Below are 14,405 nucleotides of genomic sequence, written 5' to 3' on the forward strand. Positions count from 1 at the left end.
CCTTCAGGTGGCCTGCGCGAAGCTGCGCGGGGCCGGGCTGACGATCCGCGTCGAACCGCCGGCGATCTGCATTACCGCCAGGCCGCGCTGGTTGGTGCCGTCGGCGCGGAAGCGGAAGATGCCGTCGACGCCGCTGAAGCCCGACGGATTCTGGATCGCCGCGTCGGTGATGCCGTTCTCGCCATAGCTGTTGACCAGCGCCGCCATCAGCGACACCGCATCATGGGCGAGGGCGGCGGTGCGCACCGGCTCGCGGCCGTAGCGGGCCCGGTAGCGCCCCGCGAACGCGCGGAAACCGGCCGGATCGGGCGCGGCGAAGATGCCGCCATTGAGCGAGGGGGCGGCGAAGAGCTTCGGATCGTCCCACAGGCCGGTGCCGATGAGCTGCTTGCCGGTGAGGTTCACCCCCGCCGCTGCCAGTGCCTGGAGCACCTGCGGTACCGCGTCGGCAGCATCCGGCAGGAACACCGCGTCGGCCTGCACGGCGGAACCGGCAACGCGCCGCGCGGCTTCCGCGTACTGGCCGGGCGCGTAGCGCTCCAGCCCGACGATGCGCCCGCCGACGACCGGCACGGTCTCGCGGAAGGCGGCCTCGACCACCGAGCCGTAGGCGTTGTCCGGCACCAGCCCGACGAAGGAGCGCCGCCCGATGGAGGCGGCGTAGCGCACGCCACGCTCGACGTCGGTCTGCGGCAGGAAGCTGAGCAGGTAGACGCCCTGCGTGGCGACATTGGTGTCGGTGGAGAAGCCGACGAGCGGCACGCCGCGCTGCCGGGCGACCTGCCCGGCGGCGGCAACGGAATGGGCGAAGAGCGGGCCGATGATGGCGCGCGCGCCCTCGTCCAGCGCCTGCTGGGCGGCCGTCTGCGCGCCCGGGCCGGTGCCGCCGTCATCCTTGACGATCAGCCGCAGCCGGGCGCCGGCGAATTCCGACAGCGCCAGATCCGCCGCGTTCTGCAACGCCTGCGCCACCGTCGCGGCGTTGCCGCTGGCACCGAGCGGCAGGATCAGGCCGATGGGCGTGCCGGTGCCGGGCGCGGTATTGCCGCCGGGCGGCAGGGCCGGGGCGGGAAGCGAGGATTGCGGTGGCGCGACATCGGGGCCCGAGGAGCAGGCGGCGAGCGTCGCCGCGCCGGCCATCACCAGGAAGCCGCGCCGGGTGGCGTTGCGCGCCCGCACGCCCGTCAGCCGGCGTTCGTCGTCGATCGGCCGGGGGAAGTCGTCTTCGCTCATCGTGCTGTATCGCTCATCGCGCCCGGCGTTCGGAGAAAATCGCACGCCCGCCAGCACGACGGGCACCATCGTCCTTTGTAGGACGGAGGGCCTCGCCCTGTCACCGTGTGGGATGGTCACGATGGATGAATGGCCGACATATCCACGTGTTCACGGGAGTACCGGCTGCCGGCAGGTAGCTTCGTCCCGCACACGGCGCATGACGCGGGAGATGGGGGTCTCTACAATGCCGTCATCATGAACGCCTCCCCTGAGTCTTCCCGCCCCCGCCTCTTCCGCATCGCCGGCCACAGCCTTCCCGCCGCGCGGCCCGAGAGCGGGCTCCACATCGTCGCCACGCCCATCGGCAATCTGGGCGACGTTACGTTGCGGGCGCTGGAAACGCTGGCGGGAGCGGACGTCATCGCCTGCGAGGATACCCGTATCACTCGGCGCCTGCTGGATCGTTACGGTATCGAAACGCCGCTCGTCGCCTATCACGACCACAATGCCGAGCAGACGCGCCCGCGCCTTCTCGCCCGGCTGGCGGAGGGGGCCGTGGTGGCGCAGGTCTCGGACGCCGGCACGCCGCTGGTGTCCGATCCCGGCTACAAGCTGGTCGAGGCGGCATTGGAAGCCGGGTACCGGGTGATTCCTGTCCCCGGCGCGTCGGCGAGCCTTGCCGCGCTGGTGGCGGCGGGGTTGCCGACCGACCGTTTCTTCTTCGAGGGTTTCCTGCCGGCAAAGAGCGGCGCACGGCGCACGCGCATCAGCGAATTGAAGACCTTACCCTCGACGCTGGTCGTCTATGAGAGCGGCCCGCGCCTGCCCGAAAGCCTCGCCGATCTGGCGTCCGGCCTCGGCGCCCGGCCGGCGGCGGTGTGCCGCGAGCTCACCAAGACCTTCGAGGAGGTGCGGCGCGGCCCGCTCGATGCCCTCGCCGCTCACTATGCCGAGGCCGGGCCGCCCAAGGGGGAGATCGTGCTCGTCATCGGACCGCCGCTGGCGGCCGAGTCGAGCGCGGCGGATCTCGATGCCGCGCTGCGCACGGCACTCGCCAGCCTGTCGGTGAAGGACGCGGCGGCAGCGGTGGCGACCGCGACCGGCCTGCCGCGCCGCGCCGTCTATGCCCGCGCGCTCGCCCTGCAGGCCGGCGATGAGTGACACCGGCGAGAAGCGCCGCGCGGCCTTCACGCGCGGGCTCGATGCCGAAGCGGCGGCGGCGGCGCTGTTCGAGGCCGAGGGCTTCACCATTCTGGCGCGCCGCGTGCGCACCCCGCGTGGCGAGATCGACCTCATTGCGCGCCGCGACGGATTGCTGGTGTTCATCGAGGTGAAGGCGCGCACCAGCCTCTATTCCGCCGCCGAATCGATCCTGCCGCGCCAGCGCCGGCGCATCGCCGGAGCGGCGGAGATCTTCCTCGCCCGCAATCCCGAATTCGCCGGGCTCGACATGCGGCTCGACGTGGTGCTGGTCGCGCCCAATGCGGCGCCGGTGCACCTGCCCGGCGCCTTCGAGGCGGAATAGCCCGGAACGGCCTCACGTCGACACCGCTCGGTAGCGTCCGGTGCGCGAAGGCGCTACATCAGGCGCAACGCCTCCGGCGCCTCTGTCGCCGGCTTGCATTCCCCGACAGGCATCCCGCCGATACGGAATTTCCCATGAGCCTCAACGTCGCCGTCCAGATGGACCCGATCGACCGCATCAACATTGCGGGCGATTCCACCTTCGCGCTGCTGCTGGAAGCGCAGGCGCGCGGGCACGCGCTCTCCTATTACACCACCGACCGCCTCGCCATGCGCGACGGCGAGCTGTTCGGCACCGTGCAGCCGCTGGAGGTGCGCGACGTGCGGGGCGACCATTTCACGCTCGGCGAGCCTCGCCGCGTGCGGCTCGACAGCTTCGACGTCATCCTGATGCGTCAGGATCCGCCTTTCGACATGCAGTATGTGACGGCCACGCATCTGCTCGAACGGATCCACCCGAAGACGCTGGTGGTGAACGATCCCGCCCATGTGCGCAACGCGCCGGAAAAGATCTTCGTCACCGAGTTCCCGGACCTGATGCCGCCGACGCTGATCACCCGTGACCTCGAGGAGATCAAGGCGTTCCGCGACGAGTTCGGCGACATCGTGGTCAAGCCGCTCTACGGCAATGGCGGCGCGGCGGTTTTCCGGCTGACGCGGGAGGACCTGAACTTCGGTTCGCTCTACGACCTCTTCGCCACCACCTTCCGCGAGCCCTGGGTGGTGCAGCGCTTCCTGCCGGAGGTGAAGCACGGCGACAAGCGCATCATCCTGGTCGATGGCGAGTTCGCCGGGGCGGTCAACCGGGTGCCGAGCGAGGGCGACCTGCGCTCCAACATGGTGCGCGGCGGCGCGGCGAAGGAGACCGATCTGACGGCGCGCGAGCGCGAGATCTGCGAACGGCTCGGCCCCTCGCTGCGCGAAAAGGGTCTGCTTTTCACCGGCATCGACGTGATCGACGGCAACCTGACCGAGATCAACGTCACCTCGCCCACCGGCATCCGCGCCATCCGCCGCCTCGGCGGCCCGGACATCGCGGCGCTGATCTGGGATGTGATCGAGAAGAAGCGTCGCGGCTGAAGGCTCGTTCCGGCTTCAAAACGAAAACGGCACCGCCTCGTCCCCGAAGCGGTGCCGTTACTTTCGTCGGCGTGCTCGCCGCACGGCTCAGTGGACGCTGAGCGTCACCAGCTCGTTCTGCGCCGCGCTCGCCAGGGCCGCCTCGCGGCTGTCGGTAAGCATGATCGGCGTGCCGTCGGCGGCATGGAGAGTGAAGAGCGTCAGCCCCGGCGCGAGGTGCGCCTGCGGGAAGAGCCCGGCAGCATCCTCGGACCGGATGGTGCGCACATAGGCGATATGCCCGCCGCCCAGATTGGCGAAGGCTTCCGGCGAGAGCGCACCGGCCAGGGCGGAACCCGCCGCGCCGGGATCGAGGTGAAATTCGTTGGTCATGGTCCGCGACTCCTTTCGTAGCTGTCGAGACCGGCTTCGGGCTCCCTCATTCATCCGTCGCAATAGCGATACGCCGGACGATGCGTTCCGGTTCCGGCCGGACCAGGTCGACCGAGAGAAGTCCGTTCTTCAGATCGGCACCCAGAACCCGCATGCCATCGGCCAGCACGAAGGTGCGCTGGAACTGGCGTGCGGCGATGCCACGGTGAAGATAGACCCGCTCCGGCTCCTCGGCCTGGCGGCCGCGGATGACGAGCTCCTTTTCCTCCACCGTCACCTCGAGCTGCTCGCGGGTGAAACCGGCGACAGCCAGGGTGATGCGGAGCCTTTCCGGCTGGTCCGGGGGCACCACCCGCTCCACATTGTAGGGCGGATAGCCATCCGAACCTTTCATGACGCGGTCGAGCGCTCGCTCGACCTCGTCAAAGCCGAGCAGGAAGGGGCTCGACAGCGAGGGAATGCGCGACATGCTCCCAAAGTCCTCGTCTAGAAGCGACTTTGCGTGTGTGGGACCCCAAGAGAGGCATCCCGTTCCGCTGGGATATGGGCAAGCGGCAGGGGCGACGCAAGACATCGCCGCGCAGGGCCACTGAAAAAGGCGCGCGCGACGTAACGGCCGGCAAGGCTGGGCAGCGTGGTGGGAAAGGGCTCAGGCGGCGTGGCGTTCGCCGTTCACCCCGAAATGGTCGAGATAGCGCGGGTTGATGCGCTCGACCGGCAGCACGATGAGCACGTCGGTGGTGCCGAACTGGCGGTCGATCACCGCGCCGCGGCCGATCTGCGCGCCGAGCCGCAGATAGCCCTTGATCAACGGCGGCAGCTCGTTGAGCGCGGCCTTGGCGTCCAGCCCCTCGACCGGCAGCCGGTCCATCGCCGCGGCGTGCCGCGGCAGCGCGTCGGCCGACCACTCCGGGTCGACGGGGGCGAAATGGTGCAGGAAGGCGAGCGGGCGCGCGAGGCTATCGGGATCGGTGCCTTCCAGGCTGGCGCAGCCGAACATCACGTCGATGCCGTGCCGGCGCACATAGGCCCAGATGCCGTGCCAGAGCAGCTCCACCGTGCGCTTGTTGCGGTAGGAGGAAAGGACGCAGGAGCGGCCGAGCTCCAGGAAGCGCCGGTGCGGGTGGCGTGCCAGCAGCGGCGCGATGTCGAATTCGCCGGCCGTGTAGAAGCCGCCATGGCGGGCGGCGATCTCCTGCCGCAGCAGGCGATAGGTGCCGACGACGCGCGGCACGCGCTTGCCGCGCACCATGCGGCAGGAATCGTGGTCGAGCACGAGGAGATGGTCGCAGAAGCCGTCGAAGGCGTCGAAGTCGCGCCGGGCAAGGCGCATGGCGGCGGCCGGGGCGGCCGACATTTCCTCGTAGAACACCTCGTAGCGCAGGCGCTGGGCGCGCCGCACATCCGCCGCCGTCACCGCGAGGCGCACCTCCAGCGGCCCGATCCGCCCGAGCGTCTGCGGCCCCCGATCGCTCCGGCTCTCGCGGTGGCGCAGGCCGGAATAGGAACGCAGCGCCGGCATGAAGCGGGAGGGCGCAAATGCGGTGGGCAGAAAGGGGAGTGGCCCGGACTCCGAGGCGCGAGACCCCGGGGTCAGCGATTTGAGCAGGGCGGGAGCGAGGAAACGGGGCTTGAGCAGGGCGCGCAAGGCGGGATGGCCACCGGCAGGGCGTGCCTCGACATTCGCGTCGGCCAGCATCTCGGTCATGGAAAGGCCCCCAAACCTTTGATCCACTATAGCGGCTTCGGATTGGAATCACATCTGTAGGACGCCTATGTGACAGTGCGTCCGGGCCGGGTCTTGCCGGAAAACAGCGCCTCGACGCGGGAGCACCGGCCGCCCATCAGCCGTAGAGCGAGGGGTGCTTTCGGGGAAAACGTCGGCTCGTGCGGTGGCTTTGCGGCGTCCCCGTCGATCCCGTTCCGAGGCCCGTCTCGGCCATTCCATGTCCGTGGGAAAGCGCGCCGCTGTCCCGGTGGCGCACCCCCCGAGAAGGATCCACCGTCAGGCGGCCGCGGCAGCCCGGTCGGCGGCGGCGCGGTAGGCCAGGGCCTCGGCGAGATGCGTGCGGCCGACCGATTCGGCGCCGGCGAGATCGGCCAACGTGCGTGCCACCCTCAGCACCCGGTGATAGCCGCGGGCGGAGAGCCGCATGAGCCGCGCGGCGTCGGCGAGCAGCGCCGTGCCGGCTTCGTCCGGCGCGGCGATCGCTTCCAGGATCGGGCCGCTCGCCTCGGCATTGGTGAAGAGGTCCGCCCGGCCCAGCGCCAGATAGCGTTCGCGTTGCAGGCGTCGCGCTTCGGCGACGCGGGCGGCGACCTTTGCGCTCGGCTCGGCAGGCCCCGGCCGCACGAGGTCGATCGCCGCGACGGCCGGCACGTCGAGATGCAGGTCGATTCGGTCGAGGAACGGCCCGGAGAGGCGGGCCTGGTACTCGCTGGCGCAGCGCGGCCCGCGCCGGCAGGTGTGGCCGGGCTCGCCGGCCCGGCCACAGCGGCAGGGATTCATCGCCGCGACGAGCTGGAAACGGGCGGGATAGGCGATGCGGTGATTGGCGCGGGCGATCACCGCCTCGCCGGTTTCCAGCGGCTGCCGGAGCGAATCCAGCACCGCCGGCTGGAATTCTGGCAGCTCGTCGAGGAAGAGCACGCCGTTATGGGCGAGCGACACCTCGCCGGGCCGGGCCCGCATGCCGCCGCCGACCATCGCCGCCATGCTGGCGGAATGATGCGGAGCCCGGAAAGGCCGCCGGCTGGTGAGCGCCCCGCCCTGCAGCGTGCCGGCGACCGAGGCGATCATCGACACGTCCAGCAGCTCCGCCGGCGAGAGCGGCGGCAGCAGCGACGGCAGGCGCTGCGCCAGCATCGACTTGCCGGCGCCCGGAGGCCCGCAGAGCAGCAGGTTGATGTCTATATACCCGGGAAATGTCTCCCCCCGACCCCGGCACTAAGCCAGAGACGGCGCGCGTCCGCGACATGACCTGCGGGGTAGCTTGATGAGCGCGAAGTGTGCCTCTTGCAGGGGATGAGCGTCCGGATTCTTGATACGTTCTATCGGGGTCTCTTGGAGTTTTTGCCACTATCCCCACAACCCCCACTACTATTTGGGCCTGCCACACGCCAAAATGCCTATATATAGAGTGACTCAGCGTCATAGCTCCGGTTTTTGGGCTATATTCTAGTTGAGGCGGTGAGTCGGCCCCCGGCACCTGCTGAATGGGAGCCTTTGAAAAGAACAAAATGAGTCTTCTGGGTTTGTTCTCACGAGGTATCAGATGGCCAAACTGGCTTCATCGGCGTCGAAGAGCGTACAGTTAGAAGTCCCCTCCTTCAGGTCGTTTCGAGAGCGACCGCTAGAGCAGTTTGGCACCGACTTCCTGAACCATGTTCGGGAAACCGGAATGCCGGAAACCTTCCCGGGATTGTACCTTGAGAAGATCGACCGTGATGAACGGTTCATCGTTCTCAAACAGTTCGTGATTGAACGGAAAAAGCGGGCGGATGGTAAGCTCGCCTTCTGCCCCCGCTGCTATCAGCGAGATAAATATCGCAAGGGCGACCTCGCGTGGTTTCCCCGGCTGATGGTCTGTGCGGCAATTGGGAATTGCTGCGCGGGCCACGATGCCGGCACGGCGGCGGCAAAGGAATTCAAGGCAAAGAGGGATAGGGATGCGAGAGAGAGCTACCTCCTCGATCATCTTCCCTTGATCGCCGCGAAGCTGAATGCTGTTGCTCAATTGGAGGGTGTTGCCGAGGCAGCGGGCGAGGTTTACCGACAGTTTCGTCGGGAAGTCCCGAAGGTCCATAGTCAGCTGCGTGCGGCGAAGACTAACTACGGGGGGAATCTCGTGGTGAGCCGGGTGCTCCGTAGCGACGACTCCGAGGACGAAAGTGACTATGTTGGCCCTGCGGGATTTGGTCGTCGCAGCGGGGTGGAGACGCAGGAAACCACGCTCGGGTTGCTGGCCGGGCAGATTGCACTCATCAAAGATTTCGCGCCTGAGAAGGAACTGGCAATCGTCCGACGACAGCTAGAGTCGGTGGGCTTCTCATTCACCGAGGAAGAGGCGGTCGATTTTATCCTCAGCAATCAAGAGCGTGAGTTGAAGGTGGCGGTGGTCATCCTTCAGTCAGCTGACGAGGGATATGCAAGGCTTATTAGCCGCTTACGCGAATTCTGGGCATTCTTCACGCCTGAGAATGTCGCGCTCATCCACGCCTATGGTGTTCACGAGGATAGCCCGCTCAATGTTCAGGCAGGCTACGCGGTGCGCGGCGGGCGAGTCGATGTACGCTTCAAAACCCCCGATCAGTTCTGCCTCCTCCGGTTCAATCAAGGCCTCATGACGATCAATGACGAGTGGCCTGAGCCCCCAGTCCGCACCAGCGGACCATAGCCGAGCGGCTCCCGCCGTTTCCTCGATTGCGTTTCAACTGTCAGACGAGCGCCCTGACCTCCACGCCCGCCGTGTACACCCGAGAGGGCACCTGACCTGAGACCCTGAACTTCCTCCAGATTTGGGTAGAGTCCGTCGATTACGGAGACGGACGATGCGACCATCGCGGTTCACGGAAGAGCAGATTATCGGACTACTGAAGGAGCAGGAGACCGGTGCGGCACTCGGCAACATGGCGCCGGTCGAGTTCGCAATGAAATCCACGCTGGAAAAACAGGCCGCATGAGGCCACAAACGAAACCCAGGACTCTACCATAGACCGGAGGAGATTAGGGTCTCAGGTCACACCGTCTATGCCTCCAGCCGGGACGTTGCGGCGTTCTTCGGGAAGCGGCATGACAATGTGCTGAAGGCGGCAGAGGATGCCATCGCGGTCATGCCAGCGGAGGGTCTCCCGAATTTTAGGGAGACTACCTACACCCACCCGCAGAACGGCCAGACCTACCGCATGTACGAAATGACGAAGGACGGCTTCACGCTCCTCGCGATGGGCTTCAACGGGAAGCCGGCGCTCGCGAGTGCTTTTCCTTCTGTCTGCCTACTTCGCCCAACGTGCAAAAAACAGTGCCCAAACGATCATCCACGCTGAGGCCAAAGGGAGAAGGAACAGTATCGCGTTAATAGGCCAGCGCAGCGCAATCGGCATCTGAGCGGTCTTGCCTAAGAGGATTGTTGATGCCCTTTCTGTCAGTAGGTTAATCCGAAATGCGAGGTAGCATCCGAATGCAACGCCGACTGCTAGAATTGGAAAGCCTGCTATATAAAACAATAGGTTGGCGTTTCCCAGCGTCCTGATGGCCGAAATAATAATTATTAAAATAGACCACCATGCAATAGTCGTTAGTAGCATTCTCGCATAATCGAACGCTGCCTTTTCTGCATCAATCAATTTCTGAATTTCTTGCATTGTGGCCCCCTTCCTATATCGGTCGCAGTATGGCGCCGAAATTGAGTGTCGCGAAGTCACGACCACCTTCAACGGCGCCGGCCGGGCAACGACGGGCGAGGGCACGGTGGCCGCTTATGCCTCCTGTAGATGGAGCAAGGTCGTTCTAGAGAGGAGAGGCACGCGCTGCTTACGGGTCCTGTATAGGGAGTGAAGGTTCCCACATAGAGGTGGCAGCGGCGCAGATCAGCTTATTGGAACTTGCGCCGCTTGAACGCGAGCACGTCTGCGGGTGTCAGTCTGAACCACTCACCGTTCATGCGACGCTCAGAAAACCGCCTATGCCAGTACGCTTCAATGCCGGCTGGATCATCGGTTGCAATCGTGTGCACCAGCGTCGCAACCTCGGGAAGTGCAATGCGAATTTCCTTGATGCGGCGTTCTATCTGATCGCTGCGGCCAATTTTGAAGTTGGCGCCGGACCGCAGCAAATACACAGCCCCATCGCTCCGTGCGCCCGACTGCTTGGCAGGAGCGCTATCCAATTTCACCTCGGGAAGCATAGCGCGCACATCAGCAAAATCAGGCTGTTCGGCCGTCCATGCTCGGAGTTTGTCCGCGAGCCCTGCCTGTCCGCCCATGCTTTGATGGATGGTGCTGTGAGACGGGAAGCCGGGATGTTGCCGACCGTAGATGCGCAGTTCTGCCGTGGTCGGCATTCGCCCGTAGTGCCGGAATGCGCCTATCAACGCTGCGAGTACGGCATGTTCGGGCGTCTTCGCCTGTTTTTCGTTCTGCGCGAGTCCTGCTTCAGTCAGGGCGTCACCCCACCGCGCCCAATACACGCCTAACCAGTCTGCCGGACGGATGCCGGTTTCGCGTTCGAATACTGCGCGGCCCGGAGCCTTGCCGCCTTGCGCTGCAATTCGCCTTATCTCGGCTAGGATTCGTTCCCGCAGATGCACCCGGACATGGACCCGAAGGCCCTTCAAGCCTTCAGCCGGGGCTATGTCAGGATTCAGCGGGAGGCGAGCCGCAAGCTCAACGTCCGGGCGGCGGACGGCCTCTTCTCCAATGACCTTGAAGGGCTCCGGGTCCAGCTTCAGGAACTCCCCGGCATGGACCCTGAGGCCGTGGAGAACGTCATGGCGCAGCTCACCCGGCCGGTGGACAAGGGCGCCGTCACCCGCGCCAAGCATCGCGCCTTGCTGGACGAGAGCCTCCGTGTCCAGATGCCGGACGGAACCGTGACGACGCTTGCCGAGCTTCTCCTTGAGGAGGACATCGGCAAGCTCATGGCCTCCTATAACCGCACCATGTCGGGGCAGGTGGCGCTCGCTCAGGTGCGGGTTGAGAAGGTCATCGACGGGCAGCGGCACGTGCTCATTGACGGGCTCGCGGGACCGGGGGCGCTGGAGAACAAGCTCCAGAAGATGGCGGCCGTTGCGGATGAAATCGACCAGCCGCAGGCCGCGCTCATGAAGGACCAGCGACACATTGAGGCACTCCACAAGGGCACCGCAGGCGTGCCGCTGTACGATGAGAGCACGGCCTTTGCGCAGGCGCTCCGGCTTCTTCGGGAGTACGGCCTTGCGCGCGTCGGCGGACAGCTCGGCTTCGCCCAAATCCCCGAGATTGGCGCCATCTTCACGGCGGGGTTCAAGGCCGCGATGGCGGGCATGCCGAGTTACCGGGCGTTCGTGCGCGATGCCCGCACGGGAAGGCTGAAGGACGGCTTCGCGGCGGAGATTGAGTCGGTCTTCGGTCGCGGTGCCGAGCGCATCCGCACGGCCGGCGACTGGCGCCTGTCCACCGAGGGAGAATGGGGGACGGCCTTCGAGATGAGCCCCCGTATGCGGAAGATTGAGACCGCTCTCGGTGTCGCCAAGCGCGTCACCATGGAGATATCCGGCCTCAACGCCCTGAACACCCTGCTTCACCGCTGGTCCACCTCAGCGGTCCTGCACTGGTTCTCTCGTGTCGCCTCGGGGGAAGCCACGACCTCCGTTCAGCGGCTCCGCAACATGGGCCTCACGGACGCCATGGCGGAACGGGTGTTCGCTCAGATGCGGAAGTACCGGACGCTGAAGGGCAACTCCACGTTCAAGCTGGAGAGGCTGAGCCTCGACCAGTGGGACGACCTTGAGGCGCTCGCTCACTTTGAGCACGCGGTGCATGTGCGGGGCAGCCGCATGGTGCAGTCCAATAGTCCCGGCCTCTTCGCGCCGTGGATGTCTCACCCGGTGGCGAAGACGGTGCTCCAGTTCCGTACCTTCGTCATCGGCGCCCACTCGAAGCAGATGCTCCACAACATCCACATGTGGGACCGGGAAAGCCTCACCAACTTCCTCGGCTCGATGGTGGCGGGGCAGCTCGGACATGTGGCGCAGACGGTGGCGAACGCCCCGATGCTCTCGGAAAAGCAGCTTGAGGAGCGCCTGTCCCTTCAGGGCATCGCCATGGGCGGGTTCCAGCGGGTCGGGATGGTCGCCCTCCTGCCGCTGATGGTGGACACGGTGGCGCGGGCCTTCGGACAGCCGGGCGTCTTCAACAGCCGGTCCACCGACCAGACCTCGGACGTGTGGTTCGGCAATCCCACCACGGGGCTCCTAGACGACATCCCGAAGGCCATGCACGCCATCACCGCGCCGTTCTCGGACGGGCGGCCGATGTCGCGGGGGGAGGTGCGGGCCATCCTTCGCCCGCTCATCTGGCAGAACACGCTCCCCATGACGACGCTCTTCGGGCTGATGTCGCAGGGGCGGCCCGATACGGCACGCTCTACCGCCCCCTGAACACCCTTCCCGCGACGGCTTGCGAGCCGCCCCGGTCCCTCTTCCCACCGACCTTGCGCCCTCGTTCGGAGCACCCGAGCGGGGGCGTTTCCATTTCTCGCGGCGCGCCCTGAGGGGCGCCCAAGGAACATGACCATGGCACAGAAACTCTCCGGGCTTGCCCCGCTCCGTGAAGACCCCATCAGCACCGTCAAGCGCCTCCCACGTGCCCCGCGTCGGGTAGCTCCCGAGATTGTCGAAGCGCGCCCCCTGCGGCCGACTGCGGCACCCGTGAGCACCTATGTCCGGCCCCCGGAAGCTCCTCGGAGCAATGACCTTCTGGACGTTGCGGCGGCCCTTCAGTCCTTCTCCCCCGTCCTCACGCAAGCCTTCGAGAACATGGAGGCGAAGCAGGCCGCGAGTGCCGAGGCCGCCGTGGCGCAGTCCACCGTGGAGGAGCTTCAGGCCCATGTGCGGGCCGGAACGTCGCCCATCTCCTCCAGCCCCTTCGCCGCCAAGGCGTTCGCCAAGAGTGCAGCCACGCAGCTTGCCACCCGCCGCGTGCAGGCTCTCCAGACGGCGTGGGATAGCGGCGAGTTCGACCGCGACACGGGTGACTTCGACGCCTTCATTGCGGGGGCCGCAGCCGAGGACCTGAAGGGCATTCAGGACACGGACGCCAAAGAGATATACGGCGCCGTACTGAACAAGTTCTCCCCGCGCCTCCGGGCTCAGGCGACTGAATACAAGGTCAAGCGCGAGAAGGACACGGCTCTCACGGCAGTGGGCGATACGTGGTTCGCCGCCGTCACCTTAGGTATCTCCGAGGGGAAGTCCCCCGCTGAGCTTCAGGCCGCCCTCAGGGGCCAGTACGGCTACTATAAGGACACCATGGGGCTCCAGCCTCAGGAGCTTGATGGGGTGGTCCTGAACGTCAGCAGGCGCCTCGCGGAGAACCCGAACAATGAGAAGTATGTCGAGCACTTCCTGAGCGACACGCGCGGGGGCATCGGCTCTATCGCGGCCAAGCAGGACGCAGGCCCCACCGCTCAGGTCATCCTAAACCGCGCTCAGTCCACCACGGCGGCCTACCAGAAGGAGCAGCTACGGCTCCAGAACAAGGCCGCTGCGGATGCCGATCAGGCGCGCGTTCAGTCGTCCCTTGAGGTGGCAGCCGAGAACGGCACGCTGGCCTTCATGACCCCCGTGGACGTGCGTACGGAGGCCGGTGATACGAAGACCGTCACTGCCGACGACCAGCAGAAGCAGGGCGTGGAGCTGATCCGCAAGAAGGCCGAATCGATGGCCGCTCAGGGGAACCCCGAGGGCGGCATGAACTATCGCATCGGTGCCCTGTCGAAGAACGGGCTGGTGGACCCTCAGTTCACCCGCTTCACCGATACGGCTAATCCCGAGGCGGTGCCGGCGAGCCTGAAGCCGAACCTCACCAAGGTCCGGGAGAAGCTCGGGGACCTTCAACAGGGTTCGTGGGAGTTCCTGTCTCCCTCTACGTGGCCGCTGCCGGGCCGCTCAGGCAATGGCGTCGGCGCCATCACCATGACGGACGACGTGGCCCGCAAGCTGGAGCAGTGGGGGGAGTTCTACGTCCGCCTCGGCAAGTCCCCGGACGACGCCGTGGAACTGGCGAAGGAGCGCATTCAGGCGGGTCATACCATCGTCAACGGCAACCCTGTCCCGACCACCGACCGGGCCGTGCCGGAGAACTTCCGGGCCATTGCCGAGCACAAGCTCAAGCAGTGGGCGGACACCTACGGGGTTCGGTACGGCTATGAGGCCGGGGACCTCACGGTGGAGCCGGCCGGGGACGGTCAACAGGGAGTGTGGACCATCATCCGCGCCCATGGGGACGGCCCGGTGCTGGTGGAGGAAGAAGACGCGAGGGGCGGCCTCAACTTCTCCCTCAGGGCGGCCAAGGTGGAGCAGGAAGCCGCCGCGAAGGCTGCCGTTGTGGAAGCGCAGAACGCCAAGCAGCAGCGCCGCAACGCTCCCGCGAATGCCGGCCGGGTGCGCCGGAACGGGCCTCAGTAACCACGAGCGACCACACGAACGAACTCGGGGGCGGTGCTTCGGCGCCGT

At 66.3% G+C, this 14,405-nt stretch carries 14 protein-coding genes and 1 pseudogene; 8 read left to right on the forward strand and 7 right to left on the reverse strand.

The genetic code is table 11. From position 1 onward, the window contains the following. Nucleotides 1-3: 3 nt before the first annotated feature. The gene (locus tag STARVERO_RS19175; protein ID WP_159600845.1) at nucleotides 4-1,233 is read right to left on the reverse strand and encodes a penicillin-binding protein activator; all 1,230 of its coding nucleotides are present in this window, start codon (nucleotides 1,231-1,233) and stop codon (nucleotides 4-6) included. A 237-nt stretch (nucleotides 1,234-1,470) separates the two neighbouring features. On the opposite strand from STARVERO_RS19175, the gene rsmI reads away from it, so the two are divergent. The 3 genes from rsmI (at nucleotide 1,471) to gshB (ending at nucleotide 3,819) form a co-directional block, all read left to right on the forward strand. After that, entirely contained in the window at nucleotides 1,471-2,376 is a 906-nt protein-coding gene (gene rsmI, locus STARVERO_RS19180) for a 16S rRNA (cytidine(1402)-2'-O)-methyltransferase (protein ID WP_144341388.1), read from the forward strand. Then, entirely contained in the window at nucleotides 2,369-2,740 is a 372-nt protein-coding gene (locus STARVERO_RS19185) for a YraN family protein (protein ID WP_200837867.1), read from the forward strand. Before rsmI ends, STARVERO_RS19185 begins: the two co-directional genes overlap by 8 nt. A 134-nt stretch (nucleotides 2,741-2,874) precedes the next feature. Further along, a complete protein-coding gene (gene gshB, locus STARVERO_RS19190) occupies nucleotides 2,875-3,819 on the forward strand; it encodes a glutathione synthase (protein ID WP_144341390.1) in 945 nt (314 codons plus the stop codon). A gap of 87 nt (nucleotides 3,820-3,906) precedes the next feature. Here gshB and STARVERO_RS19195 read toward each other — a convergent pair whose 3' ends face one another. The 4 genes and pseudogenes from STARVERO_RS19195 to STARVERO_RS19210 form a co-directional block, all read right to left on the reverse strand. After that, nucleotides 3,907-4,191: a BQ00720 family protein gene (locus STARVERO_RS19195; RefSeq protein WP_159600849.1), complete on the reverse strand. Its 285-nt coding sequence runs from the start codon at nucleotides 4,189-4,191 to the stop codon at nucleotides 3,907-3,909. 46 nt (nucleotides 4,192-4,237) lie between these two features. Then, nucleotides 4,238-4,660, reverse strand: coding sequence for an Hsp20 family protein (locus tag STARVERO_RS19200; RefSeq protein WP_144341392.1), 423 nt, complete (start codon nucleotides 4,658-4,660; stop codon nucleotides 4,238-4,240). 180 nt (nucleotides 4,661-4,840) lie between these two features. Continuing rightward, nucleotides 4,841-5,899: a l-ornithine N(alpha)-acyltransferase gene (olsB, locus tag STARVERO_RS19205; protein WP_159600851.1), complete on the reverse strand. Its 1,059-nt coding sequence runs from the start codon at nucleotides 5,897-5,899 to the stop codon at nucleotides 4,841-4,843. Nucleotides 5,900-6,196: 297 nt separating this feature from the next. Next, nucleotides 6,197-7,096 (reverse strand): annotated as a pseudogene (locus tag STARVERO_RS19210) (YifB family Mg chelatase-like AAA ATPase); the annotation flags it as partial. 370 nt (nucleotides 7,097-7,466) lie between these two features. Here STARVERO_RS19210 and STARVERO_RS19215 point away from each other — a divergent pair. The 3 genes from STARVERO_RS19215 to STARVERO_RS19220 all read left to right on the forward strand — a co-directional run bounded on the left by STARVERO_RS19215 (nucleotide 7,467) and on the right by STARVERO_RS19220 (nucleotide 9,237). Then, a complete protein-coding gene (locus STARVERO_RS19215; protein ID WP_159600853.1) occupies nucleotides 7,467-8,588 on the forward strand; it encodes a hypothetical protein in 1,122 nt (373 codons plus the stop codon). A 154-nt stretch (nucleotides 8,589-8,742) separates the two neighbouring features. After that, nucleotides 8,743-8,874 carry a hypothetical protein gene (locus tag STARVERO_RS23740; protein ID WP_280178142.1) on the forward strand — a complete coding sequence of 44 codons (132 nt, stop codon included), beginning with the start codon at nucleotides 8,743-8,745 and terminating at the stop codon, nucleotides 8,872-8,874. Nucleotides 8,875-8,916: 42 nt separating this feature from the next. Then, nucleotides 8,917-9,237, forward strand: coding sequence for a Rha family transcriptional regulator (locus STARVERO_RS19220; protein WP_159601914.1), 321 nt, complete (start codon nucleotides 8,917-8,919; stop codon nucleotides 9,235-9,237). Here STARVERO_RS19220 and STARVERO_RS19225 read toward each other — a convergent pair. Both STARVERO_RS19225 and STARVERO_RS19230 read right to left on the reverse strand, forming a co-directional pair. Then, a complete protein-coding gene (locus STARVERO_RS19225) occupies nucleotides 9,187-9,555 on the reverse strand; it encodes a hypothetical protein (protein ID WP_159600855.1) in 369 nt (122 codons plus the stop codon). The genes STARVERO_RS19220 and STARVERO_RS19225 overlap by 51 nt on opposite strands. 230 nt (nucleotides 9,556-9,785) lie before the next feature. Further along, a complete protein-coding gene (locus tag STARVERO_RS19230) occupies nucleotides 9,786-10,526 on the reverse strand; it encodes a GIY-YIG nuclease family protein (protein WP_244616827.1) in 741 nt (246 codons plus the stop codon). On the opposite strand from STARVERO_RS19230, the gene STARVERO_RS19235 reads away from it, so the two are divergent. Next, nucleotides 10,506-12,329, forward strand: coding sequence for a hypothetical protein (locus STARVERO_RS19235; protein WP_244616828.1), 1,824 nt, complete (start codon nucleotides 10,506-10,508; stop codon nucleotides 12,327-12,329). The two genes, STARVERO_RS19230 and STARVERO_RS19235, sit on opposite strands and share 21 nt — an antisense overlap. Nucleotides 12,330-12,599: 270 nt before the next feature. Further along, nucleotides 12,600-14,357 carry a hypothetical protein gene (locus tag STARVERO_RS19240; RefSeq protein WP_159600857.1) on the forward strand — a complete coding sequence of 586 codons (1,758 nt, stop codon included), beginning with the start codon at nucleotides 12,600-12,602 and terminating at the stop codon, nucleotides 14,355-14,357. The last annotated feature ends 48 nt before the right edge of the window (nucleotides 14,358-14,405 follow it).

The sequence above is a fragment of the Starkeya nomas genome (assembly GCF_902703545.1).
GTDB lineage: Bacteria > Pseudomonadota > Alphaproteobacteria > Rhizobiales > Xanthobacteraceae > Ancylobacter > Ancylobacter moscoviensis.

Coding starts and splice junctions, on each gene's coding strand:
- STARVERO_RS19200 (WP_144341392.1), bottom strand. CDS start 4,660: ATGTCGCGCATTCCCTCGCTGTCGAGCCCCTTCCTGCTCGGCTTTGAC.
- STARVERO_RS19235 (WP_244616828.1), top strand. CDS start 10,506: ATGGACCCGAAGGCCCTTCAAGCCTTCAGCCGGGGCTATGTCAGGATT.
- olsB (WP_159600851.1), bottom strand. CDS start 5,899: ATGACCGAGATGCTGGCCGACGCGAATGTCGAGGCACGCCCTGCCGGT.
- gshB (WP_144341390.1), top strand. CDS start 2,875: ATGAGCCTCAACGTCGCCGTCCAGATGGACCCGATCGACCGCATCAAC.
- STARVERO_RS19175 (WP_159600845.1), bottom strand. CDS start 1,233: ATGAGCGAAGACGACTTCCCCCGGCCGATCGACGACGAACGCCGGCTG.
- rsmI (WP_144341388.1), top strand. CDS start 1,471: ATGAACGCCTCCCCTGAGTCTTCCCGCCCCCGCCTCTTCCGCATCGCC.
- STARVERO_RS19195 (WP_159600849.1), bottom strand. CDS start 4,191: ATGACCAACGAATTTCACCTCGATCCCGGCGCGGCGGGTTCCGCCCTG.
- STARVERO_RS23740 (WP_280178142.1), top strand. CDS start 8,743: ATGCGACCATCGCGGTTCACGGAAGAGCAGATTATCGGACTACTGAAG.
- STARVERO_RS19185 (WP_200837867.1), top strand. CDS start 2,369: ATGAGTGACACCGGCGAGAAGCGCCGCGCGGCCTTCACGCGCGGGCTC.
- STARVERO_RS19225 (WP_159600855.1), bottom strand. CDS start 9,555: ATGCAAGAAATTCAGAAATTGATTGATGCAGAAAAGGCAGCGTTCGAT.
- STARVERO_RS19215 (WP_159600853.1), top strand. CDS start 7,467: ATGGCCAAACTGGCTTCATCGGCGTCGAAGAGCGTACAGTTAGAAGTC.